This is a genomic window from Streptomyces sp. NPDC001315 (assembly GCF_042896175.1).
Classification (GTDB): Bacteria; Actinomycetota; Actinomycetes; order Streptomycetales; family Streptomycetaceae; genus Streptomyces.
Genome location: NZ_JBIAWZ010000017.1, coordinates 19,391 through 43,364 on the forward strand (window position 1 = coordinate 19,391; position 23,974 = coordinate 43,364).

The 23,974-nt window shown below is 69.9% G+C and carries 22 protein-coding genes and 1 pseudogene; 17 read left to right on the forward strand and 6 right to left on the reverse strand.

The features are described 5' to 3' along the window. Positions 1–50 precede the first annotated feature (50 nt). Positions 51–2,006, reverse strand: coding sequence for an amino acid transporter (locus ACFY16_RS32540; RefSeq protein ID WP_390650804.1), 1,956 nt, complete (start codon positions 2,004–2,006; stop codon positions 51–53). Positions 2,007–2,620: 614 nt separating this feature from the next. On the opposite strand from ACFY16_RS32540, the gene ACFY16_RS32545 reads away from it, so the two are divergent. From ACFY16_RS32545 to ACFY16_RS32595, 11 genes and pseudogenes are all read left to right on the forward strand, one after another. Then, positions 2,621–2,755 (forward strand): hypothetical protein, encoded by a 135-nt coding sequence (locus tag ACFY16_RS32545; RefSeq protein ID WP_390650805.1) that lies wholly within the window; start codon positions 2,621–2,623, stop codon positions 2,753–2,755. Then, positions 2,752–2,841: a K(+)-transporting ATPase subunit F gene (gene kdpF / locus ACFY16_RS32550; protein ID WP_016434100.1), complete on the forward strand. Its 90-nt coding sequence runs from the start codon at positions 2,752–2,754 to the stop codon at positions 2,839–2,841. The genes ACFY16_RS32545 and kdpF overlap by 4 nt, the downstream gene beginning before the upstream one ends. 32 nt (positions 2,842–2,873) lie before the next feature. Continuing rightward, positions 2,874–4,574, forward strand: coding sequence for a potassium-transporting ATPase subunit KdpA (gene kdpA / locus ACFY16_RS32555; protein WP_390650940.1), 1,701 nt, complete (start codon positions 2,874–2,876; stop codon positions 4,572–4,574). After that, complete coding sequence (kdpB, locus tag ACFY16_RS32560) at positions 4,571–6,703, forward strand: potassium-transporting ATPase subunit KdpB (protein ID WP_390650806.1); 2,133 nt, start codon at positions 4,571–4,573, stop codon at positions 6,701–6,703. The genes kdpA and kdpB overlap by 4 nt, the downstream gene beginning before the upstream one ends. A gap of 4 nt (positions 6,704–6,707) precedes the next feature. Next, a complete protein-coding gene (locus ACFY16_RS32565) occupies positions 6,708–7,376 on the forward strand; it encodes a potassium-transporting ATPase subunit C (protein ID WP_390650807.1) in 669 nt (222 codons plus the stop codon). 133 nt (positions 7,377–7,509) lie between these two features. After that, positions 7,510–7,896, forward strand: a pseudogene (locus ACFY16_RS32570) (response regulator); the annotation flags it as partial. 29 nt (positions 7,897–7,925) lie between these two features. Next, positions 7,926–8,288 (forward strand): hypothetical protein, encoded by a 363-nt coding sequence (locus ACFY16_RS32575; RefSeq protein ID WP_390650808.1) that lies wholly within the window; start codon positions 7,926–7,928, stop codon positions 8,286–8,288. A 174-nt stretch (positions 8,289–8,462) separates the two neighbouring features. Then, positions 8,463–9,758 (forward strand): extracellular solute-binding protein, encoded by a 1,296-nt coding sequence (locus tag ACFY16_RS32580; protein WP_390650809.1) that lies wholly within the window; start codon positions 8,463–8,465, stop codon positions 9,756–9,758. Positions 9,759–9,764: 6 nt separating this feature from the next. Continuing rightward, entirely contained in the window at positions 9,765–10,757 is a 993-nt protein-coding gene (locus ACFY16_RS32585; RefSeq protein ID WP_390650810.1) for a carbohydrate ABC transporter permease, read from the forward strand. A 59-nt stretch (positions 10,758–10,816) separates the two neighbouring features. After that, a complete protein-coding gene (locus ACFY16_RS32590) occupies positions 10,817–11,581 on the forward strand; it encodes a carbohydrate ABC transporter permease (RefSeq protein WP_390650941.1) in 765 nt (254 codons plus the stop codon). A 53-nt stretch (positions 11,582–11,634) separates the two neighbouring features. After that, positions 11,635–12,747, forward strand: a complete 1,113-nt coding sequence (locus ACFY16_RS32595) for an endo-1,4-beta-xylanase (protein WP_390650811.1) — start codon at positions 11,635–11,637, stop codon at positions 12,745–12,747. A 40-nt stretch (positions 12,748–12,787) separates the two neighbouring features. Here the strand turns inward: ACFY16_RS32595 and ACFY16_RS32600 are convergent, their stop codons facing one another. From ACFY16_RS32600 to ACFY16_RS32610, 3 genes are all read right to left on the reverse strand, one after another. Beyond that, positions 12,788–13,840 carry a LacI family DNA-binding transcriptional regulator gene (locus ACFY16_RS32600; protein WP_390650812.1) on the reverse strand — a complete coding sequence of 351 codons (1,053 nt, stop codon included), beginning with the start codon at positions 13,838–13,840 and terminating at the stop codon, positions 12,788–12,790. 232 nt (positions 13,841–14,072) lie between these two features. Beyond that, a complete protein-coding gene (locus ACFY16_RS32605; protein WP_351151053.1) occupies positions 14,073–14,279 on the reverse strand; it encodes a DUF5999 family protein in 207 nt (68 codons plus the stop codon). A 401-nt stretch (positions 14,280–14,680) separates the two neighbouring features. Further along, on the reverse strand, positions 14,681–15,265 hold the full coding sequence (locus ACFY16_RS32610; protein ID WP_390650813.1) for a hypothetical protein: 585 nt from the start codon (positions 15,263–15,265) through the stop codon (positions 14,681–14,683). A gap of 563 nt (positions 15,266–15,828) precedes the next feature. Between ACFY16_RS32610 and ACFY16_RS32615 the strand changes: the two genes are divergently transcribed. Further along, positions 15,829–17,346, forward strand: coding sequence for a glutamate-cysteine ligase family protein (locus tag ACFY16_RS32615; protein ID WP_390650814.1), 1,518 nt, complete (start codon positions 15,829–15,831; stop codon positions 17,344–17,346). A 489-nt stretch (positions 17,347–17,835) separates the two neighbouring features. Then, on the forward strand, positions 17,836–18,615 hold the full coding sequence (locus ACFY16_RS32620; RefSeq protein WP_390650815.1) for a CPBP family intramembrane glutamic endopeptidase: 780 nt from the start codon (positions 17,836–17,838) through the stop codon (positions 18,613–18,615). 77 nt (positions 18,616–18,692) lie between these two features. On the opposite strand, the gene ACFY16_RS32625 is transcribed toward ACFY16_RS32620, so the two are convergent. After that, positions 18,693–19,502, reverse strand: a complete 810-nt coding sequence (locus tag ACFY16_RS32625) for a PhzF family phenazine biosynthesis protein (protein ID WP_390650816.1) — start codon at positions 19,500–19,502, stop codon at positions 18,693–18,695. Between the two features lie 177 nt (positions 19,503–19,679). On the opposite strand from ACFY16_RS32625, the gene ACFY16_RS32630 reads away from it, so the two are divergent. Next, the gene (locus tag ACFY16_RS32630) at positions 19,680–20,312 is read left to right on the forward strand and encodes a PadR family transcriptional regulator (RefSeq protein WP_351150920.1); all 633 of its coding nucleotides are present in this window, start codon (positions 19,680–19,682) and stop codon (positions 20,310–20,312) included. A gap of 98 nt (positions 20,313–20,410) precedes the next feature. Here the strand turns inward: ACFY16_RS32630 and ACFY16_RS32635 are convergent, their stop codons facing one another. Further along, positions 20,411–20,839 carry an SRPBCC family protein gene (locus tag ACFY16_RS32635; RefSeq protein ID WP_390650817.1) on the reverse strand — a complete coding sequence of 143 codons (429 nt, stop codon included), beginning with the start codon at positions 20,837–20,839 and terminating at the stop codon, positions 20,411–20,413. Positions 20,840–21,083: 244 nt separating this feature from the next. On the opposite strand from ACFY16_RS32635, the gene ACFY16_RS32640 reads away from it, so the two are divergent. The 3 genes from ACFY16_RS32640 to ACFY16_RS32650 all read left to right on the forward strand — a co-directional run bounded on the left by ACFY16_RS32640 (position 21,084) and on the right by ACFY16_RS32650 (position 23,856). Further along, the gene (locus ACFY16_RS32640; protein WP_390650818.1) at positions 21,084–21,641 is read left to right on the forward strand and encodes a Clp protease N-terminal domain-containing protein; all 558 of its coding nucleotides are present in this window, start codon (positions 21,084–21,086) and stop codon (positions 21,639–21,641) included. Between the two features lie 84 nt (positions 21,642–21,725). After that, positions 21,726–22,730, forward strand: a complete 1,005-nt coding sequence (locus ACFY16_RS32645; protein ID WP_390650819.1) for a DMT family transporter — start codon at positions 21,726–21,728, stop codon at positions 22,728–22,730. A 193-nt stretch (positions 22,731–22,923) separates the two neighbouring features. Then, complete coding sequence (locus ACFY16_RS32650; protein WP_390650820.1) at positions 22,924–23,856, forward strand: DMT family transporter; 933 nt, start codon at positions 22,924–22,926, stop codon at positions 23,854–23,856. Positions 23,857–23,974: the final 118 nt, after the last annotated feature.

The following is a 23,974-nucleotide window of genomic DNA, read 5'->3' on the forward strand; positions in this document are numbered from 1 at the left end:
TGACGCCGTACGGTCCGATCTTGACGGGGTCCTGACGCGCCGGGTTGTGCTCAGCCGGTGTGGACCCGCGGTCGTCGTGCGCGGTCCGGCTCCGCCTCGCGCAGGACCTCCCGGGTGACCGGGGCGACCTCGCCCTGGCCGAAGAGGAAGAAGCGCAGGAAGTTGGCGAACGGGCTGCCCTCGGTCCACTCGAAGTAGATGTGCGGGGTGCAGCCGGTGGCGTCGCGGACGTGCAGGAGCAGCGCGGCCAGGGCGTTGGGGATGGAGGCGGACTCCAGGGTGAGCACACGGTAGCGGTTGTGCAGGACCTCGCCGCGGACGGTCAGGCCCGCCTCGAACTCGGAGGGGTCCGTCACCGTCACCTCGACGAAGACGAAGTCCTCCTGTTCCGGCATGTCGTTGTCGGCCCGGATCTGCTCGATCTTGTCGCGGTACTCGGCCTTGTCCCGGCGGTCGGGCTCGTTGGCGATGAACCGCATCTTCCGGCTGGCCATGTCCCGGATGAATCGTTCCGCCATGTCGTCCAGCGTCACGCTGGTGACGCGGAGCTCGAAGGCGCGGGCCAGCCGGGAGAGCAGGGAGACCAGGATGATGCCCGCGATGAAGCAGGCGCCGATCTTCACGCCGTCGGGGCGCTCGATGACGTTCAGGACGGTCGTGTAGAGGAAGACCGCCGAAATGACGCCGAACGCGATGGTCCAGTTGCGCTGGCCCGCCTTGCGCGCGGCGATGGTCACGGCGATCGCCGCGGAGCTGATGAGCACCAGTACGCCGGTGGCGTACGCGCCGCCCTGCGCGTCCACGTCCGCGTCGAAGATCCACGTGACGAGGAAGCCGATGAGCGTGAAGACGATGACCATCGGGCGGACGGCCCGTGCCCAGTGCGGAGCCATGCCGTAGCGGGGCAGATAGCGCGGCATCAGGTTCAGCAGGCCCGCCATGGCGGAGGCGCCGGCGAACCACAGGATCGCGATCGTCGAGGCGTCGTAGACCGTGCCGAAGGCGTTGCCCAGGTATTCGTGCGAGAGATACGCCAGTGCACGCCCGTTGGCCTGGCCGCCGGACTCGAACTCCTTCTCCGGGATCAGGAGGGTGGTGATGAAGCTGGTGGCGATCAGGAAGCAGCTCATGATCAGGGCCGCGGTGGTGAGCAGCTTCTTGGTGTCCCGGATGCGGCCGGTCGGCTGTTCCTCGGTGTCGTCCGGGTCGCCCTTGACGTGCGGCATGACGGCGACGCCGGTCTCGAAGCCGGAGAGGCCGAGCGCCAGCTTGGGGAAGACCAGGAGGGCCACGCCGACCATGGCGAAGACGTTGCCGTGTTCGGCGGTCAGGGCGGTGGACCAGTCGGTGACCACGTGGCCGGCGGTGACGACGTGCCACAGGCCGACGATCACGACGACGACGTTGAGTCCGAGATAGATGCCCACCAGGACGACGGCGACGCCGATCGCCTCCAGGAAGCCCTTGAGGAACACCGCGCCGAGCAGCGCCACGAGGAACAGGGTGATCAGCATCTGCTTGTCGTGCAGGACGCTGTTCAGGTGCGGGTTCTCGACCAGGTGGGTCGAGGCGTCCGCCGCCGACAGGGTGATGGTGATCAGGAAGTCCGTGGCCGCGAACCCCAGCAGGGTCAGCACGAACAACTTGCCCTGCCAGAACGACAGCAGCCGCTCCAGCATCGCGATCGAACCCTCGCCGCGCGGGCTCTCCTCGGCCACGCGTCGGTACACGGGCAGGGCGCCCGCCAGGGTGACGATCACCAGCACGATGGTCGCGATGGGTGACAGCAGGCCGGCCGCGAGGGCCGCGATGCCCGGCTGGTAGCCGAGGGTCGAGAAGTAGTCGACACCTGTCAGGCACATCACCCGCCACCAACGCTGGCCCTTGTGCGCGGGTTCGGGTACGGCGTGCGGTCCCTGGTGGCCGCCGCCCTTGCCCATGTCGGACAGGCCCTCCAGCATCCAGGCGCGCAGGCGACTGGGAGGCGGGTGTTCGGTTGTGGCCATCGGCGTGCTCCTGATGTGCAGCTCAGCGTGTGGGTTCCGGCCATCACGCGGACGGCGGCACCAGCGTAAGCGGAGCGTGACGTCTGGGCCCACGGATCTTGGGGCGGTAGGCGTCAAGCTTCCGTTAAGAGTGGCCGTGTGAGCGGGGCTGCGCATCAGACAAGGGGCAAGCGGGCCCGGCCAGGCACGGGTTGGGCTGTACGGGGGACGAGCGGGTCGGTCGCCGAGGGGCCGATACCCGACGTCACGCTCTCGTACGGTCGCGGGACCTGGGCCGCCGACAACGGAGTGGACGGGTTCGCGCACCAGGCGGAAGCCGGCGGCCAGGCGAGCGGGAGGCCGACGCGGTGGTGGATCGAGCGGCTCCAGTGGGCAGGGCGCCGCGGCCGGGCGGGCCCGGGGAAACCCTCCGGCTGCGGCTGGGCCTGGGCTGCTGCAAACCAGCGGGGCGCCCTCGTCGCGCACGCCGTGCGGCGGGAGACCTACGCGGTGATCTGCCGGCTGCGGTTCCGGCCGTGCTGAACGGCGACCACCAGACCGCGTAAGAGTCCTGTCAAAGGCCCGCGGTAAGCCGTAAGGGACCCGTCAACGGCGGTCGAATCCGGAGACCGAGGTTGTTTCCTCGAACCGTTCCCGTCCAACGAACCTCACTCCAGGAGTCCACGATGGCCGATCTGGCCTTCGTCGTCACCACGATCGCGGTCTTCGCGTTCGTGGCCTTCATCGCCAAGGGGGTGACGAAGCTGTGACCGCCGAGAACATCGTCGGCCTCGTCGTGGCCGTCGCCCTGCTGGGTTATCTCGTCCTCGCCCTGATCTTCCCGGAGAGGTTCTGACCGTGACATCAGCTGCTACCGCAGCGGGCGACATGGGTCCCGTACTCGCCGGCGTACTCCAACTGCTCGCCCTCATAGCGGCGCTGGCACTCGCCTACGTCCCCCTCGGCACCTACATGGCCAAGGTCTACTCCTCCGACAAGCACTGGCGGGCCGAGAAGTGGATCTACAAGGGCATCGGTGCCGACCCGAACACGGAGATGCGCTGGCCCGCCTATCTGCGCGGTGTCCTCGCCTTCTCCGCGGTCGGCGTCCTCTTCCTCTATCTGCTGCAGCGGCTCCAGGGCGTCCTGCCCGGTTCCCTCGGCTTCTCAGCGATCGACCCGGACCAGGCGTTCAACACCGCCGCCTCCTTCGTCACGAACACCGACTGGCAGTCGTACTACGGCGAGCAGGCCATGGGCCACGTCGTGCAGACCGCCGGTCTGGCCGTGCAGAACTTCGTCTCCGCGGCCGTCGGCCTCGCCGTCGCGGTGGCCCTCGTACGCGGCTTCGCCCTCCCCCACTCTCGACTTCGCTCGAGCGGGGGGACCCCCATCCGCACCGGTGAGCTCGGCAACTTCTGGGCCGACCTGGTGCGTGGCACGGTCCGCATCCTGGTGCCGGGCGCCGTGATCGCCGCGATCGTGCTCGTCGCGTGCGGTGCGATCCAGAACTTCTCCGGGATCCATGAGGTCGGTCAGTTCCTGGGCCGGTCGCAGCAGTGGAACGGCGGTGCGGTGGCCTCGCAGGAGGCCATCAAGGAGCTGGGCACCAACGGCGGCGGCTACTTCAACGCCAACAGTGCCCACCCCTTCGAGAACCCGACCCCGTTCACGAACCTCTTCGAGATCTTCCTGCTTCTGGTGATCCCGTTCGCGCTGACCCGCACGTTCGGCATCCTGGTCGGCTCGGTCAGGCAGGGCTACGCGATCCTCGCCACGATGGCCACCATCTGGGTCGGCTTCGTCGCCCTGATGATGTGGACCGAGTTCGCCCACCACGGCACGGCGTTCCAGATCGCCGGTGGTGCGACGGAGGGCAAGGAGACCCGCTTCGGCGTCGGAGCCTCGTCGATCTTCGCGGTGTCGACCACTCTCACCTCGACCGGTGCGGTGGACTCCTTCCACTCGTCGTTCACCGGCCTCGGCGGCGGCATCACCCTGCTCGGCATGATGCTGGGCGAGATCGCGCCCGGTGGTACCGGCTCCGGCCTCTACGGCATGTTGATCATGGCGATCATCGCGGTGTTCATCGCCGGCCTGATGGTCGGCCGCACGCCCGAGTACCTGGGCAGGAAGATCGGCACCCGCGAGATCAAACTGGCGGCCTGCTACATCCTGATCACCCCGGCGCTGGTGCTCACCTTCACCGCGATCGCGATGGCCCTGCCGACCCCGGCGCACTCGATGACCAACAGCGGGGCGCACGGCTTCTCCGAGATCCTGTACGCCTACACGTCCGCCTCCAACAACAACGGCTCGGCGTTCGCCGGTCTGAACGCGGACACGCAGTGGTTCAACAGCACCCTCGGTCTCGCGATGATCCTCGGCCGCTTCCTGCCGATGGTGTTCGTGCTGGCCCTCGCCGGCTCGCTCGCCGGACAGAAGCCGGTCCCGGCCACCGCGGGCACCCTGCGCACTGAGAAGCCGCTGTTCACCGGTCTGCTGGTGGGCGCGATCCTGATCATCACCGGTCTGACGTACTTCCCGGCCCTCGCGCTGGGTCCGCTGGCCGAAGGGCTGGCGTCATGACCACCGAGGTAACGAATCACGAGGACTCGATGTCCACAGCCACCCCGACCCGGGCGCCGCACAGCGACGTACCCACCGCGCACAGGTCCCCCGAGGGCCGTGTCGGAGCGGGCCTCTTCGATCCGAAGCAGCTGGTCAAGTCGCTGCCGGACGCCTTCCGCAAACTCGACCCGCGGGTGATGGTCAAGTCGCCCGTCATGTTCGTGGTGTGGATCGGCTCCCTGCTGACCACCGTCTTCTCCTTCAAGGACCCGGGCGCCTGGTTCGGCTGGACGATCAGCGCCTGGCTGTGGCTGACCGTCGTCTTCGCCAACCTCGCCGAGGCCGTGGCCGAGGGCCGCGGCAAGGCGCAGGCCGACACCCTGCGCAAGGCCAAGACCGACACGGTGGCCCGACGGCTCGCCGGCGACCGCGAGGAGCAGGTCCCCGGCACCGAGCTGAGGATCGGCGACCTGGTCGTCTGCGAGGCGGGCGACGTCATCCCCGGCGACGGTGATGTCGTCGAGGGCGTGGCGAGCGTCGACGAATCGGCGATCACCGGTGAGTCGGCTCCCGTCATCCGCGAGTCCGGCGGCGACCGGAGCGCCGTCACCGGCGGTACGAAGGTGCTGTCCGACCGCATCGTCATCAGGATCACGACGAAGCCCGGTGAGACCTTCATCGACCGGATGATCAACCTGGTCGAGGGCGCGGCACGGCAGAAGACGCCCAACGAGATCGCGCTGAACATCCTGCTGGCGTCGCTGACGATCGTCTTCCTTCTGGCCTGCGCCACACTGCCGCCGTTCGCGGACTACGCGGGTTCCCACCTGACGATGGTCGTGCTGGTGGCCCTCCTGGTCTGCCTGATCCCGACCACGATCGGCGCGTTGCTGTCCGCGATCGGCATCGCGGGCATGGACCGTCTGGTCCAGCGCAACGTCCTGGCGATGTCGGGCCGTGCGGTCGAGGCCGCCGGTGACGTCTCCACCCTGCTGCTCGACAAGACCGGCACCATCACCCTCGGCAACCGTCAGGCGTCCGCGTTCGTGCCGGTACGCGGCGCCACCGAGGCAGAGGTCGCGGACGCCGCCCAGCTCTCCTCGCTGGCCGACGAGACGCCCGAGGGACGCTCCATCGTCGTACTGGCGAAGGAGAAGTACGGGCTGCGCGAACGTCACCAGGGCGAACTGGCCGGCGCCGAGTGGATCGCCTTCACCGCCCAGACCCGGATGTCCGGTGTGGACGTCGACGGCCGGAGGATCCGCAAGGGCGCGGCCGGTTCGGTGATCGCCTGGGTGAAGGAGCGCGGCGGCGAGGTCTCCGCGGACGCCGACACCCTCGCCGACCGGATCTCCGAGGCGGGCGGCACGCCGCTGCTGGTGGCCGTCGAGGACTCCGAGGGCGCCCGCGTCCTGGGTGTCATCCACCTCAAGGACGTCGTCAAGGACGGCATGCGGGAGCGGTTCGAGGAGCTGCGCCGCATGGGCATCAAGACCGTCATGATCACGGGTGACAACCCGCTGACGGCCAAGGCGATCGCCGAGGAGGCGGGCGTCGACGACTTCCTCGCGGAGGCCACTCCCGAGGACAAGATGGCCCTCATCAAGCGGGAGCAGGCGGGCGGAAAGCTGGTCGCGATGACCGGTGACGGCACGAACGACGCCCCGGCGCTCGCCCAGGCGGACGTCGGCGTGGCGATGAACACGGGTACGTCGGCCGCCAAGGAGGCCGGCAACATGGTCGACCTCGACTCGAACCCGACGAAGCTCATCGAGATCGTGGAGATCGGCAAGCAGCTGCTGATCACCCGTGGTGCGCTGACCACGTTCTCCATCGCGAACGACGTCGCGAAGTACTTCGCGATCATCCCGGCGTTGTTCGCGGCGGTCTACCCGGGCCTGGACAAACTGAACATCATGGCGCTGTCCTCGCCCGACTCCGCGATCCTGTCCGCGGTCGTCTTCAACGCGCTGATCATCGTCGCGCTGGTGCCGCTCTCCCTGAAGGGCGTGCGGTACCGGCCGATGAGCGCCGACAAGATGCTGCGGCGCAACCTGGGGATCTACGGGATCGGCGGTCTGGTCGCCCCGTTCATCGGCATCAAGATCATCGACCTGCTCATCTCCCTCATCCCCGGCATTGGGTGACGTCATGAACAACTCCCTTACGAACACCGCCCGGTTGCTCGGGGCGGGCCTGCGTGCCCTCCTCATGCTGACCCTGGTGACGGGTGTCATCTACCCGCTGGTGGTCACCGGCGTGGCCCAGGCCCTGTTCAACGACAAGGCGAACGGCTCCGAGGTCACGGCGGACGGGAAGGTGGTCGGCTCCTCGCTGATCGGCCAGGCGTACAACCTGCCGCTGAAGATGGGCCAGGAGACGCCGGCGCCCGACCTGAAGTGGTTCCAGGGCCGTCCGCAGAACGGCCTGGGCAGCAACAGCGTCAACACGCGGTACAAGCTGATCCTGTCCGGCGCGACCAACCGTTCCGGAGACAACGCCGACCTGATCCGGTGGGTGAAGGACGCCAAGGCCTCCGTCATCAAGGACAACTCGACCGCCGACTACAAGGTCAAGGCCTCCGAGGTGCCCGCCGACGCGGTGACGTCCTCCGGTTCCGGCCTGGACCCGGACATCTCCCCGCAGTACGCGGACATCCAGGTCCACCGGATCGCCGAGCGGAACGGCCTCCCGGTCGCCCAGGTGGAGAAGCTGGTCGAGGACCACACCGAGGGCCGCACCCTCGGCTTCATGGGTGAGCCCCGCGTGAACGTCCTCGAACTCAACATCGCGCTCAAGGCGCTTGTGGCCAAGGGCTGATGGCGTTACGCGATCCGCGCGGGAGCCGGTGGCCCGGGGCACATCCCGGCTCCGCCGACTCCCGCCGCCATGAAGCCGGCCCCGCCGAGGTCGGCGCCCATGGCCCCACGTACGACAGAAAAGGCGCACACCGATGACGCGGGTGCTGGTGGTGGAGGAAGACCCGCAGCTCGTACGGGCCCTCGTGATCAACATGCGGGCCCGCCGGTACGGAGTGGGCGCGGCCCCTGACGGAGCCACGGCCCTCCGCCTGGCGGCCGCCCGTCAACCCGACGTGGTGATACTGGACCTCGGTCTGCCCGACATGGACGGCGTCGACGTCCTCAGGGCGCTGCGCGGCTGGAGCCGGGTCCCCGTCCTGGTGCTGTCGGCCCGTCAGGCGTCCGACGAGAAGGTGGCCGCGCTGGACGCCGGGGCCGACGACTACGTCACCAAGCCGTTCAGCATGGACGAACTCACGGCCCGGCTGCGGGCCGCGGTCCGCCGCGTCGAGGAGCCGCCGCAGGTCGCCGGGACCACCACTACGATCTCGAGGCGTACGACGGCACGGTGAACGTCCATGCCCGGAACGGCCGGGTGCGGCAGTGCGTCGCGGAGCACGCCGTGCCGCCGGGACCGATCACGCCGGCCGTCGAGACCCGCACCGGCGGTGTCCTGCCGCCCACGGTCACGACCGCCGAGCAGGAGGCCCCCGGAGCGAGGGTCGGCGGGCCCGACACGATCGCTTTCTCGGCCGAGAGTTCCGAAGGAGGCGTGCGGCTCGCCGAACTCGATGGCCGCTCCCTGTCCACCCAGGTCGCCGGGGGCTTCACCGGACGGGTGGTCGGTATGTACGGCATCGAAGGCAGCGCTGCGTACGACTGGTTCGACCACGGTCCGCAGCGGGTGGCGCCGGGCAGCGAACCCCACTGATACCAACTGCGGCGAACTCCGGGGAACTTGGTGGCGGATTCGCCGCGCACAGGGGGTTGCCACCCGTCGGAGGCTGTCTCTAGGGTGCGGCAACAGCGAAGATTTCTGGATCTGGTCCGAAACTTTCGGAATCGGACGGGCAGGACGCGCCGTCCCGTACCCAAGGAGCGCAACATGGTCGACCCGGCACTGTCCCGCCGCAGCTTCCTGGCGGTCTCCGCCGCGGCCGGTCTGGGCATGACGGCACTGAGCGGCTGCGGTGGAGACTCGGACGGAGGATCGTCGTCGGGGACGAAGACGATCGAGTGGTGGAACATCTCCACCACCGAGCCCACGAAGACCGTCTGGGCTGGTCTGGCCAAGAAGTTCGAGGCTCAGAACCCCCATGTGAAGATCAAGATCGTGCAGCTGGAGAACGACGCCTACAAGTCGAAGATGACGGCGCTCATCGCCTCCGGAAAGCTGCCGGACATCTTCCACACCTGGGGCGGCGGCGTGCTCAAGCAGCAGGTCGACGCCGGGCTCGTCGAGGACCTCAGTGACAGCACCAAGCCCTGGTCGGACAGCATGCTGTCGGTCGCCAAGCAGCCGTACCTGATCGACGACAAGCTGTACGGCGTCCCGTTCGACATCGGCATGATCGGCTTCTGGTACAACAAGGCGCTGTTCAAGCAGGCCGGCATCAGCACGCCTCCGACCACCTGGAGCGGCTTCCTCGACGCCGTGCGCAAGCTGAAGGCCGCCGGTATCACTCCCATCGCCCTCGCGGGCAAGGAGAGCTGGACCGCGATGTATTACTGGGCGTACCTCGCGATGCGCACCGCCGGCATCGACGCCCTGCAAAAGGCCAACGAGGACAAGGACTTCACCGGCGCCGGTTTCGTCGAGGCCGGGCAGCACCTCAAGGATCTCGTCGGCCTCCAGCCGTTCCAGAAGGGCTTCCTCGGCGCCGCCTACTCCAGTCCCACCGGTCAGGCCGCCGCCGTCGGCAACGGCAAGGCGGCGATGGAGCTGATGGGCCAGTGGGCCCCGGTGGTCGAGGCCGACGCGGGCAAGGGCCTCGGCTCGGACCTCGGCTTCTTCCCGTTCCCCGCGGTCGAGGGTGGAAAGGGTGTCATCACCGAGGTGTTCGGCGGTGGCGGCGGGCACGCCCTGCGCAAGGGCGCCCCGAAGGAGGCCGTCGACTTCCTGAAGTTCTTCGCCTCCGAGGCCACCGACCTGGAGCTCGTCAAGAAGACCAACTCTCTCCCGGTGGTCCCCGGGGCAGAGAAGGGCCTGAGCGACCCCAACACCAAGGCCGTACAAGCCCAGTTGAACGGTTCCACCGGCTTCCAGCTCTACCTCGACCAGGCCTACGCACCCGCCGTCGGCCAGGAGATCAACGACAGCGTCGCCGCGCTGATCGCCGGCTCCAAGTCCCCCGAGCAGGTCGCGCAGTCGGTCACGAAGACCGCGAAGGAAGAGCAGTAGCCCACGATGACCTCCACATTCCTCCCGGACAAGCGGTCGGGCCCGGACGTCGCCCTCCCGCCGCCGACCGCGGGCCGGGGGCGGGCCCGGCGGCGCCTGCGGACCTGGCTCACCGCGGTCGGCTTCCAGGTGCCCGCGCTGGTGATGTTCATCGGGCTGGTCCTGCTGCCGATGCTGTTCGCGCTGTACGCCGCCTTCTTCCGCTGGGGCGGCTTCGGAATGCCCTCCGACTACACGGGCACGGACAACTTCACCCGGCTCTTCCAGGACCCGATCTTCCTGGGCGACCTGTGGCGCTGTCTGGTCCTGGTCGGCCTGACGCTCGCGTTCCAGCTGCCGTTCGCGCTCGCCATGGCGGTGCTCCTCAACCAGCGGCTGCGCGGTCGGGCCGTCTACCGGATGCTGTTCTTCGCGCCGTACGTCCTGTCCGAGGCCATCACCGGCGTTCTGTTCGGCATGGTCTTCGCCCCCGATGCCGGACTCGCCGACCACATCCTGGGAAGCATCGGCCTGGACAGTCTGGGCGGCGAGTGGTTCGCCGATCCCTCCAACGTCATGGCGACCATCTTCCTGGTCATGATGTGGAAGTACTTCGGCTTCCACATGATGCTCTACCTGGCCGGACTCCAGTCCATCCCGGCCGAGTTGAACGAGGCGGCGCTGATCGACGGCGCCGGACCCTGGATGCGTTTCCGCAACGTCACCCTGCCGCTGCTCGCGCCCACCCTGCGCATCAGCATCTTCCTGGCCGTCATCGGGTCGATCCAGCTGTTCGACCTGGTGTGGGTGGTCACCCAGGGCGGCCCCGACCACCACTCCGAGACGATGGCCGTGACCATGTTCCAGTACGGCTTCAAGCGCTACCAGGTCGGCTACGCCAGCGCGATCAGCGTGGTCATGTTCGGCATCTGCTTGGTCTTCGCCCTCGCCTACCAGCGGTTCGTGCTCCGCCGCGACCTCGAAGGGGCCACCACGACGATGAGGGGGGACGGCAAGTGACCCGGAAGACCGTACGCAGCCTGCCGCTGCACCTGATCCTCGTCGTCGTCGGCGCGGTGATGATCCTGCCCCTGGTGTACGCCGTCCTGTCCGGCTTCAAGTCCACCGACGAGCTCTCCCGCAACCCGTTCGGGCTGCCCGAACGGTGGCTGACCGGCAACTACACCGACATCCTCGGCTCGGGCGACTTCTGGCGGCTGCTCGGAAACAGCACACTGATCGCGGTGGCGACGACCGTGATCGTGGTCGCCGTGTCCGCGCTCGCGGCCTTCTCCTTCGCCAGGTTCGCCTTCCGCGGGCGGGAGGTGCTGTTCACCGTCTTCACGATGGGGCTGATGTTCCCCTTCGCGGTGGCGGCGCTGCCGCTGTTCCTGCTCCTGCGCTACCTGGGCCTGCTGGACAACCCGCTGGGTGTGATCCTCCCGCAGGCCGCCTACGGGCTGCCGATGACGATCATCATCCTGCGCGGGTTCTTCCGGCAGATCCCCGGCGAGATGGAGGAGGCGGCCACCCTCGACGGCTGCAGCCCCTTCGGCTTCTTCTGGCGGGTACTGCTGCCCATGGCGCGGCCCGCGCTCGGCACCGTCTCGGTCCTCGCCGTGGTCACCAGCTGGAACAACTTCTTCCTGCCGCTGCTGGTGTTCACCGACAACACATGGTGGACCCTCCCCATCGGCGTCCAGCAGTTCCAGGGCCAGTACTCGGCGGAGTACGCCCGCGTCTTCGCCTATCTCGTCCTGGCCATGGTCCCCGCCCTGGCCTTCTACTCCGTCGCCGAGCGCCAGCTCGTCGGCGGTCTCACCGCCGGCGCGACGAAGGGATGACGCGCGCCCGCGGACGTACGGCCCACCAGCACCCCGTTGTGAGGAGTCGCACCATGAGCACCACCAGCACCACCAGCACCATCGGCTCTGAGAGCACCACACGCACAACCCGCCCGTCCCGCACCCGCCTCAGACTCGCCGGCGCCCTCGCCACCGTCCTGGTCGCCGCCGGTGTCGTCGGAGGCCCGGCCGCCCAGGCAGGCGAACAGCACGGCAAGCCGCTCACCCTCGCCGACCTCGCCCAGCGCCACGGCCGCTACTTCGGCAGCGCCACCGACAACCCCGAGCTCACCGACCCCGCCTACACGGCGCTGCTCGGCAGCGAGTTCGACATGATCACCCCGGGCAACGGCATGAAGTGGTACGCCACCGAACCCCAACAGGGCGTCTTCGACTGGTCCAATGGCGACGAGATCGTGAACCTCGCCCGCGCCAACCACCAGAAGGTCCGCGGCCACACCCTCGTCTGGCACAACCAGCTGCCGAGCTGGCTCACCAGCCGCGAGTGGACCGCCGACGAACTGCGCGCCGTACTGAAGAACCACATCTTCGCCGAGGCACGCCACTACCGCGGCAAGGTCTACTCCTGGGACGTCGTCAACGAGGCGTTCAACGAGGACGGCACCTACCGCGAGACGATCTTCTACAAGACGCTCGGCCCCGGCTACATAGCCGACGCGCTGCGCTGGGCCCACCAGGCCGACCCGCACGCCAAGCTCTACCTCAACGACTACAACATCGAGGCGACCGGCCCGAAGAGCGACGCCTACTACCAGCTCGCCAAGGACCTGAAGGCGCAGGGAGTCCCGCTCGACGGCATCGGCCTCCAGGCCCACCTCGCCCTCCAATACGGCTATCCCACCACCCTGGAGGAGAACCTGCGCCGCTTCTCCCAGCTCGGCCTCGACACCGCGCTCACCGAGGTCGACGTACGGATGCTGCTGCCCGCGACCGAGGAGAAGGTGGCCCAGCAGGCCGACTGGTACCGGGACATGACCGAGGCGTGCCTGGCGGTGCGCCGGTGCGTGGGGATCACGGTGTGGGACTACACCGACAAGTACTCGTGGATCCCCGCGGTCTTCACGGGAGAGGGCGCGGCCCTGCCGTGGGACGAGCAACTCCAGCCGAAGCCGGCGTACTTCGCGCTGCGGGAGGCGCTGAAGTAACGCCCGTCCCGGGCGCCCGCCTCCCCGGCGCCCGGGAACGTCATGCCGTGGCCGGTGGTGCCGTGCTCGACCGCACCACCAGCTCCGTGCCCAGCTCCACCCGTGGCGAGTCCGGCTGTTCGTCACGGGCCAGCCGCAGCACCGTACGGACGGCCAGCTTGCCCATGTCCGCGAGCGGCTGGCGGACGGTGGTGAGCGGGGGAGCGGACCAGCGGACTTCCGGAAGGTCGTCGAAACCGACCACGCTCATGTCCTCGGGCACGCGCAGCCCGCGCCGGCGCAGCGCCTCGATCGCGCCGAGCGCCATCTGGTCGCTGGCCGCGAACACCGCGGTCGGCGGCTCGGGCAGGTCGAGCAGCCTGCCGCAGGCGCTGAACCCGGACTCGGGGTGGAAGTCGCCGGGGACGATGAGGGATTCGTCGACCGCGATGCCGGCGCCCTCCAGGGCTGCCCGGTAGCCGTCGTGCCGGGCGCGCGAGCACAGCAGCCGGACCGGCCCGGCGATCAGGCCGATCCTGCGGTGGCCGAGGGACAACAGGTGCTCGGTGGCCGCCATGCCGCCCGACCAGTTGGCGGCGCCGATGGTGGGCGCGTCCAGGGCGGGGAAGCCCGTCGGGTCGACGACCACCAGCGGGACGCCGAGGATGCGCAACTCCTCGTGCAGGGGCGGCTCCAGGGCCGAGGTGACGAGGACGACGCCGTCGGATGCGCGGGCCCGCAGGTTGCGCATCCAGCCGCGGGCGTCGCCCGAGCGCCCGTGGATGGCCGACACCACGGTGCCCACGCCGGCCGCGTGGGCGACCTCCTCGACACCCCGGATGATCTCCACCGCCCAGGGGCTGTCCAGGTCGTTGAAGACCAGGTCGAGCAGGGCCGCGCGGGTGGTGGCGGCCGCGGGGCGCTTGCGGTAGCCGTGCAGGCGCAGCAGGTCCTCGACCCGGGCCCGGGTCGAGGGCGACACGTCGGACCGGCCGTTGACCACCCGGGACACGGTCGGCACCGAGACCCCCGCCTGCCGGGCGATCTCCGTGATCGTGACCTTGCCCCGGACGGCGTCCGACGCCGTCCCTCCGTCGGCCTCGCGTGCTGCCAATGCCCCCACCTCCGTCGCTCCGGACGCATTCTCGAAACTTCCAGGAGTCTTCCGGAAAACGGACGCTCGTGGGAAGTCATCGCGGGGATCTTCCGGATCTCGTAACGGAGAGCTACGGTGAGTGACCACCCCTGGAGATGCGTCGGGGCCGGTTCGCAGGGAGTCTGCGGTCCGGCCCCTCATGTCTCCTGGCGGCACGCCGTGCCGCCCGATGGTGCTGGGTCGGCAGGTCCTAGGCTGCCGTCACCACCCGGCTGGTCTCCAGTGGGCGGTGGGGGGCGATGATCTGGCCGTCCGGCAGGAGCTCACCGGTGTCCTCGAAGAGGAGGACGCCGTTGCACAGCAGGCTCCAGCCCTGCTCCGGGTGGTGCGCCATGAGGCGGGCGGATTCCCGGTCGGCGGAGTCGGCTGTCGGGCACGGTGGCTGGTGCTGGCACATGGGTGGGATCTCTCGCTCTGTCGTGGTCATGTCCGCCCCCCGTTGCGATAAGTCGGTCGGAACCCAGTGTTGCCCCATGGGCGTCAATCCGCAGGGGTTTCGCTGCACCGCTTCTCACAGGTTGATGACGCATCACCGGGGCGAGCGGTTCATTCCAACTGCACGGTCTCTTCGGGTGGTTCGAAATGGTCGTACCAGGCTAGTCCCTGCGGGCTGGAGGCATTTTCCGGCTCGTACGAGCACTTTGCGGCTCTTGCGAGCGCAATGCTGTCCGCCGCCGTGATCATGGTGGGCAAGGCCGCTCGAATCGCGGCCTTCGGCGCCGGAAACGCACTCGTACCCCGCTGCCCGGAAATTCGGTTGGCGGGGTACGAGTGCGGGCGGAGGCGACTGCCCCGGTGTCAGGCCGGCTGGCTCAGCAGTGGTGCCGGAGTCGCCCGATGCGTGAGCACCGGGAGTAGTTCGGCGACCCGGTGCGGGCGGTGGGCCGCGATGCCGGGCGGGGCCGGCGCCAGCGGGACCAGGAGGTCCGTGGCGGCGGGGTGGCCGTCGGCGCCGTCCGCATCGCAGTCGCCGTGCAGCCACAGTGTGAGCATGTACAGGCCCGGCAGGGACAGCAGGCGCGCCTGATAGGGCTGTTGCACCGTCTCGGCCTGGCGCAGCGCGAGTTCGGTGGAGGCGATGTAGGGGCCCTCGAAGAAGTGCGAGAAGGCCCAGCCGTCGGGGGTGAGCCTGGTCTCGGCGGCGGCCACCGCGCGGTCGCCGCAGCGGATCAGGAACCGCCAGCCGGCCAGCCGGGTCGCGGACATGCCTTCGGGGGTGATCCGGTCCAGTACGTGGACGGGCAGCGGGAGTTCGGGCGTCGCGGGCCCCTGGGCGGTGCGCAAGGAGGGGGTTCGGGCCTCGCGGACCGCGGTGGGGGAACCGAGGGCCGTGAGGACGGAGCGGAGGGCAGGCGCGGGAGCCGGGGGGACATGCAGCGGCATGGTGGGTCGCCTCTCATTCGACAGGCACGGTGGCGCGAGGGCGGGGCATGGGCGGACGGCGCTGTCAGCTCTCGGATGGTCGGAGAGGCAGGGGCCGGGGTCTGTGGACCAGGATGCGGGTGTGCCTGTCGTACGTCACCTGGACGACAGGTTTCTTTCGACCGTGGGCGCCAACCTTCTCCGCCTTGTTCGCGGAGTTTATACGACGAGTGTTCACACTGTGTTTCGTCTAGCCGTTTCCCGCGGTTTCGGCAAGGGTTCATTCGGTCGGCGGTATGCGGGAATCCTCCCGGTTCCGGGCTCGCTGCGCGGCGATGACCTCGGGTTATGCATGTGCAGCGGTCGGCCAATTCTCGTCGGCGTTTTTCACGAGGCGTACGGGGTACTCGAAAGTGCACATTGTTTCATGCCTCGTGAATGTGCCGCCGGTCACGCCCGACCAATGTAGCGGCTACCCGGTGCGGTGGGGACGTTATCGATCGCTTCCACTGGGCATCATCCCACCTGACCCAGGACACCGGCGGCCGGAATCTTCGGGCCGCCCGCCGAGGAGGGACGCTTCCATGGGGGAGAAGGTCGTGGCAGGTCGGTTCGACCTGTCCGATCGCCAGCGCTACCGCGACAAGCTCCGGCGGTGCCTGGCGGGGTTGGAGCGGCTTCTGGAGGAGAAGCGGTTCGATCGCCCGAAGAACCTCATGGGGCTGGAGATCGAACTGAATCTGGTCGGCGCCGACGGTATGCCGAAAATGCTCAATGCCCAGGTGCTCGAGAGGATCGCAAGCCGAGATTTCCAAACAGAACTCGCCATGTTCAACCTGGAAGTCAACATAGCCCCACACCGATTGGGTGAGCGGGTATTCGACCGGCTCGCCGAGGAACTCCGTACGTCCCTGGCATATGCCGACCGGAAAGCGGGCGAGCTCGACGCCGGAATCATGATGATCGGCATTCTGCCGACCCTCGACCGCGACGACCTGGTGTCCTCCAACCTTTCCGATGTCGACCGCTACACCCTGCTCAACGACCAGATCGTGGCCGCCCGCGGGGAGGACTTCGCGCTCGACATAGACGGCATCGAGCGCCTCACCTGTACCTCCAAATCCATCGCTCCCGAGGCCGCCTGTACCTCCGTGCAGCTGCACCTCCAGGTCACCCCGGGCCGTTTCGCCGACGTCTGGAACGCCGCTCAGGCCGTCGCCGCCGCACAGATCGCCGTGGGTGCCAACTCGCCCTTCCTGTTCGGCCGCGAGCTGTGGCGCGAGTCCAGGCCCCCGCTGTTCCAGCAGTCCACCGACACCCGCCCGCCCGAGCTCCAGGCCCAGGGCGTGCGGCCGCGGACCTGGTTCGGCGAGCGCTGGATCTCCTCTGCGCACGACCTGTTCGAGGAGAACCTGCGCTACTACCCGGCGCTGCTGCCCATCTGCGACGACGAGGACCCGCTCGAGGTCCTGGAGGCGGGCGGTGTCCCGTCACTCGCCGAACTCGTCCTGCACAACGGCACGGTGTACCGCTGGAACCGCCCCGTCTACGGCATCGCCGACGGCCGGCCGCATCTGCGCGTCGAGAACCGGGTGCTGCCCGCCGGGCCCACCGTCACGGACGTCCTGGCCAACGCGGCCTTCTACTACGGCGTCGTGCGGGCGCTGGCCGAGGAGCCACGGCCGGTGTGGACCCGGCTGCCCTTCGAGGCGGCCGCCGCCAACTTCGACGCCGCGTGCCGGTACGGCATCGACGCCCGCCTCGAGTGGCCCCGACGCGGCCGGCTCGGTGGCACGACCCAGGTCGACGCCGTCGGCCTCGTACGCGACGAGCTGTTGCCCCTCGCCGAGGCCGGGCTCGACGCGTGGGGTGTCGAACCCGCCGACCGCGACCTGTACCTGGGCGTGATCGAGGAGCGCTGCCGGCGGCGGACCAACGGCGCGTCCTGGCAGGCAGCCACCTTCCACCGGGCCCTGGAGAAGGGCCTGTCCCGGGACGCCGCGTTCGCCGCCACCACCCGGCGGTACCGCGAGTTGATGAACCTCGGGGAGCCGGTGCACACCTGGCCGGTGGGGCTGCCGGAGCCGGTGCTGCTCGGGTGATGTGCAGGGCCAGCCCTGGCTTCCGCTCGCCCCGCCGCCACGATCGCCGTCAGGATCACCGTCTGGATCTGCGAGGGGTCGCTGACCGGCTGCCCCGCGCCGCCGGTGGCCCCGGCGATCTGCTCGGCCTCCTGCTTGTCGGCGTCCGGGCCCACGGCGATCACGATCAGGGAAACCGGCCGGGGGTCGTCCTGACAGGAGGATCCGAAAGAGCGCAGCCCGCCCTGCACGGAGGCCGCCGTGCGGGGCGGCGACGGTGAGGACGAGGACCGTCGTGACGGCCACGGTCCGGCGACGGACGCGGCGCCGGGGGTCGGCCGTGCCCGCCCCGTACTGATCGGGCAAGCTGTGACGTCCCATTACGGTGGTGCCCCTCCCTGGTGAACCTTGCGCCGGATGACGGCCGTATGGCCTGCAGAGGCCGGGCGAAGGCGGGCATGGGACGGGATTACTCAACTGGAGGCAGGTGTGCAGGTGGAGGCGGACTCGATGGCCGATTCTTTTCCGCAGGAGCGGCCCTCGCGACGGATTCTCCGGGACGAGACGCTGCTCGTCCTGGGGCTTTCGCTCGGTGCGAGCGGAGTGTCCGCCTTGATCAGTTTTGTCGGATCGGTCACCAAGCCGGGGGGTCTCAAGGACCAGGCGGCCACTCTCAACGCCTCGGCCGCGCCCGGCCGCCCCTGGCTGGATCTCGCCTGGCAGCTCTTCGGGATCGCCTCGGCCCTGGTGCCGGTCGCGCTCGTCGCCCACTTCCTGCTGCGTGAGGGCCAGAGCCTGCGCGTCCTCGGCTTCGACCGCACCCGGCCCTGGCCCGACCTGGGCCGCGGGGCGGGGGTCGCGGCGGTGATCGGCAGCGCCGGAATCGCCTTCTACCTGGCCGCTCGCGGCCTCGGCTTCAACCTCACGGTGGTGCCGGAGGCGCTGCCGGACGTGTGGTGGAAGTACCCGGTGCTGATCCTGTCGGCGATGCAGAACGCGATCCTCGAGGAAGTCATCGTCGTCGGCTATCTGCTGCGCAGGCTCGGCCAGTTGGGCTGGACCCCGGGCACCGCGCTGGTGGCCAGCTCCGTACTGCGCGGCTCGTACCACCTCTACCAGGGCATCGGCGGCTTCCTCGGCAACATGGTGATGGGTGTGGTGTTCGTCTACCTCTACCGGCGCTGGGGCCGGGTGGGTCCTCTCGTGGTGGCGCATTCCCTGCTCGACATCGGGGCGTTCGTCGGGTATGCGCTGCTGGCGGGCAAGGTGGGGTGGCTGCCCACGGCGTGAGCGGTGGTACGAGGGCAACGTGAGGGGCGTACGGCGACGTCGTACGCCCCTTGTCTCTTACGTCCTTTTTGCCGCTGTCAGGCGAGCAGCTCGCCCTCGATGACCGTGACCGCGCGGCCGCTCAGCAGGGTGCGGTCGCCGCGCACGTCGGTGCGGACGCGGCCGGAGCGGGGCGAGGCCTGCAGACCGGTGAGGTCGGCGCGGCCGAGGCGCTCGGACCAGAAGGGGGCGAGGGCGGTGTGGGCGCTGCCGGTGACCGGGTCCTCGTCGATGCCGACGTTCGGGAAGAAGCAGCGGGAGACGAAGTCGTAGCCGCGGGCGGGGTCCTCGGCGCGGGCGGTGGCGATGATGCCGCGCGCCGAGTAGGCGGCGAGGGCCTGGTGGTCGGGCTTCAGGGCGTGGACGGTCTTCTCGTCGGCGAGTTCGAGGAGCAGGTCGCCGACGTTCGGGCCGGTGTCGAAGGCCGCGCGGGGCTCGGCGCCGAGAGCCTCGGCGACCCCGCCCGGGAGCTCGACCCGCGTCAGCGGGGCCGTGGGGAAGTCCAGGGTGATCGAGCCGTCCTCGCGGGGCGTGGCGATCAGGACGCCGCTGCGCGTGGCGAACCGGACGGCCCCCTCGTGGGCGCCCGTGGTGTGCAGGACGTGGGCGGTGGCGAGCGTGGCGTGGCCGCACATCGCGACCTCGGTGGCGGGCGTGAACCAGCGCAGCGCCCAGTCGGCCTCGCCGCCCTCGGGCAGACGGTGGGTGAACGCGGTCTCGGCGTGGTTGACCTCCAGGGCCACCTTCTGGAGCCAGTCGTCGTCCGGGAAGGCGTCGAGGAGCAGGACCCCGGCCGGGTTGCCGGCGAAGGGGCGGTCGGTGAAGGCGTCGACGATACGAATGCGCATGCCACGACGCTAGAGCTCCGCGCCGCGGCGGACCAAGGCCAATCCGCCGCCGCTGGACCGGTTTCCGCGACAGCGCCGGGTCGGCGCCGGGCCGGCCGGGAGGGGCTTGCCACGCCCACCGTTCCGATATATCGTTGAAGCATCGCGACTGATCAACGACTGAATGGAGTGACTGCGATGCGCACCCACGGATTCGAGCGTGGACATCGACAGGACGGCCCCTCCCGGCGCGGCAGGGGTGGCGACGGACGGCGTGCCGCCTTCGGGCCCTTCGGCCCCGGTGGTCCCGGGTTCGGTCCCGGCGGCCCCGGATTCGGCCCGGGCGGACCCGGGCCCTGGGGCGGACGAGGGCGTGGCGGACCCAGGGGAAGGGCGCGGCGAGGTGACGTACGCGCCTCGATCCTGGCCCTGCTCAAGGACCGGCCCATGCACGGCTACGAGATGATCCAGGAGATCGCCGAGCGCAGCGGCGGGGCGTGGAAGCCCAGCCCCGGCTCGGTGTACCCCACCCTCCAACTGCTGGAGGACGAGGGCCTGATCGTCAGTGAGACCGAGGGCGGCAAGAAGCTGTTCTCGCTCACCGAGTCGGGCCGCACGGCCGCCGAGGAAGGTGCCGACGCGCCTTGGGAGGAGGCCTCGCGCGGAGTCGACTGGGAGGCCCTCACCGAGATCCGCCAGGCCGGCTTCGGTCTGATGGAGGCCTTCGGGCAGGTCTGGAAGACCGGCAGCAAGGAGCAGCGCGAGAAGGCGCTGACCGTCATCAACGACGCCCGCAAGAAGCTGTACCTGATCCTCGCCGACGAGGACTGACAGCAGTACAGCAGTACAGCAGTACAGCAGTACAGCAGTACAGCAGGACAGGGGCGCCCCCGCGGAGCACTCCGCGGGGGCGCCTCTGCGTGCGCCCCTCAGGTCACCAGACCGTCCAGCTTGCGCAGCGACTCGTTGAGCGCGGCTGTCGCCGAGTCCTTCAACTTGCCCGCCATCAGCGAGACGGCGGCGCCCGTGAACTCTCCGTCCATGCGGACCGTCGTGGCGTCGCCGTCGGGCGTCAGCGTGTAGCGCGTGGCGACGGTCACCGCCATCGGGCCCTTGCCGCGGATGGCGAGCACGCGGGCCGGCTCCAGTTCCTCGACGGTCCACTCGACCTCCGCCGGGAAGCCCATGAGCTTCATGTTCTCCTGGAACGTGGCGCCCACTTCGAGGGCCTCCGGACCACCCTTGGGAAAGTTGGTGTGGGTCGCGTTCCACTCGCCGTAGGCGGACCAGTCCGTGAGCTGTGCCCACACCCTCTCGGCGGGGGCCTGGATGCGTGCCTCCGCGCTGACTTCGGCCATGCGACCACCTCTTCGTGTCGGGCTACGGTGTCGCGGAACGTAGCCGCACGGCCCCGAACATTCAATACTGATGAACCGTCAGAAAAAATTCGCGGAGCAAGGCGGCGCGCACCTCTCCGGGAGGAACGGCGTGATCTCATCCGTAAGGAGGAGATTCCCGCTCGCGTTGTCCACTCTGCGTGGGACGCGAGAATGCTTCGCGCCGGGGATGTCCGCATCCGCAGGGGCTGATGAGCTAGGAGATGTGCAACCCCGTATTCCCCGGCAGTCGACCAGCGACCAGGGCATCCGTCGCGCCGGCGGCGAGGCCCGGATCAGTGCCGAACTGGCGGCGGTGGTCGCCGGTGCCCGGCGCAGGGCGCTCCGGGACGGGGACCGCCAGATCGACACCGCCCATCTCCTGCACTCGCTCCTGGAGTCCGACCCCGAGGCGCGCACCGTCTTCGGCGAAGGGCCGCAGATCGCCCGCCTGCTCGGCTATCTCGTCCAGCGCAGCATCGGCTACGGCCTGCGCTGGCAGGGCGGTGTCGAGGACTCCGGCCCCCTGCCCGCGGTGACGGAGGCGGCGGCCGAGGGATTCTCGCCGCTGGCCGCGGGCGCCATGGAGCACGCCTGCGAGCGCGCCGCGCTGCGCGGCGGCGAACCGGCCCGGGGTGTGGACCTGCTCGCGGCGATCGTCGTCGACCCGCAGGCGCGGGCCGTGGAGGTGCTGGCCCGCGCCGGCGTCGACCCGCGCGAGGTGACCGCCCGGATCGACGGCGGCCTGGAGAAGTACGTGAGGGGCGGCGAGGCGGCCTGGTGAGCCGCGACCTGGTGCAGGGCCGCGGGTCCAGTCGGTGAGACAGGTGTCATCGGAGGTGACGCTCATGTCGTCGCCTGTCATCATGTGCCGGTGCATACGTCAGAGAGCAGTCGGGTCGGCCGCGGAAAGGGCGTCGGACTGGGTCTCGCGCTCGCGTCGGCACTGGCCTTCGGTGGGTCCGGAGTCGCGGCCAAGCCGTTGATCGAGGCGGGCCTGGACCCGCTGCACGTGGTGTGGCTGCGGGTCGCCGGGGCGGCCCTGGTGATGCTGCCCCTCGCGGTGCGTCACCGCGCGCTGGTGCGCCGCCGACCCGCGCTGCTCGCCGGATTCGGCCTGCTCGCCGTGGCCGGCGTCCAGGCCTGCTACTTCGCCGCGATCTCCCGTATCCCGGTCGGGGTCGCCCTGCTGGTCGAATACCTCGCGCCCGCCCTGGTCCTCGGCTGGGTGCGGTTCGTGCAGCGGAGGCCGGTGACGCGCGCCGCGGCCCTCGGTGTGGTTCTCGCGGCCGGTGGGCTCGCCTGCGTCGTCGAGGTGTGGTCGGGGCTGAGCTTCGACACGCTCGGACTGCTCCTCGCGCTCGGCGCCGCCTGCTGCCAGGTCGGGTACTTCGTCCTGTCCGACCAGGGCAGCGACTCCGGCGAAGACGCCCCCGACCCGCTCGGTGTCATCGCCTACGGCCTCCTCGGGGGTGCCCTCGTACTGACCGTCGTCGCCCGTCCTTGGAGCATGGACTGGTCCGTGCTCGCGCACAGCGCGCGGATGGACGGCACCGCGGTCCCGGCCTGGCTGCTGCTGGCCTGGATCGTGCTCGTCGCCACGGTCGTCGCGTACATCACCGGCGTGGTCTCCGTACGTCGGCTCTCCCCGCAGGTCGCGGGCGTGGTGGCCTGCCTGGAGGCGGTCATCGCGACCGTCCTGGCCTGGGTACTTCTGGGCGAGCACCTCTCGGCGCCGCAGATCGCGGGTGGTGCCGTGGTATTGATCGGCGCGTTCATCGCGCAGTCGTCCACGCCCGCCGAGGGCTCGGCGGAGCCGGTGGCGAGTGGCACGCCCGAAAGGGAGTTGTCGGCCCGCGGAACGGCGGCATAAGGTGCGGATCATGCCTTCGGACGCACTCGTTCTTCCGCCGCCCGCCGCCTGAGGCGGGCCCTCCGGTCATCCCGCCCGGCACGTCGCCGGGCCGAACGGTGCTGCCCGCAGACGAAGTCCGCGGACCCTCGCTGAGCCGGGGTCCTTTCCCGAACTTCCGCGCACTTTCGCTGCGCGTCTGCGGAGAGAACGCATGTCCACTGCTGTATCCGGCCTGCCCGTCGGGCGAGGCCTGCTGTATCTGATCGTCGCCGGTGTCGCGTGGGGCACCGCCGGCGCGGCCGCCTCCCTCGTCTACCGGTCCAGTGACCTCGGCGCCGTCACCCTGTCGTTCTGGCGCTGCGCGGCCGGGCTCGTCGTGTTGCTCGCCGCCCGCTGCCTGCGTCCACGCGCCCGCACCGCCGCAGCGCTGTCACCGCGCCACAAGGCGCTGCGCGCCGGCGTCACGGGTGTGGGGCTGGCCGTGTTCCAGACGGCCTACTTCGCGGCCGTCTCCGCCACCGGCCTCGCCGTCGCCACGGTCGTCACGCTCGGCGCCGGCCCCGTCCTCATCGCGCTCGGCGCACGGCTGACCATGGGGGAGCGGCTCGGCCGCGGCGGGGTCGTCGCCGTCGCCGGGGCGCTCGTCGGCCTCGTGGTGCTCGTGGCCGGCGCCGGAGGCACGACCGTACGCCCGTGGGGCGTGCTGCTGGCGCTGGTGTCGGCCGCCGGCTACAGCGCGATGACCCTGTTCACGCGCTGGTGGGGCCGCGGCGGCGCGGTGGACGCCGCCGGTACGTCGGTGGGCGCGTTCGCGGTCACCAGCGTGTGCCTGCTGCCGTTCGCCCTGGCCGAGGGGCTGGTGCCGCACACCGCCGCCCCCGGCCGGATCCTGTGGCTGCTGGCGTACATCGCGACCGTCCCCACGGCCCTCGCGTACGCCCTCTACTTCGCGGGCGCGGCCGTCGTACGGTCCGCCACCGTCTCCGTGATCATGTTGCTGGAGCCGGTCGGCGCGGCGGTCCTCGCCGTCGCCCTGCTCGGCGAACGACTCACCCCCGCGACCCTCGCCGGCACGCTACTGATGCTCGGCTCGGTCACGGGCCTCGCACTGGCGGAGGCACGGGGCGCGGCGACGCCCGCCTGACACGGGCCCCTTGCCGGAGGACCCCCGGTCGGCACGCCTGCAGTCGCGTGCGCCGGGGGTGCTGCGGGTCCGGGGGAGCGGCCCTTCACCGGAGGGGCCCCTCCGGTGAAGGGCCCTG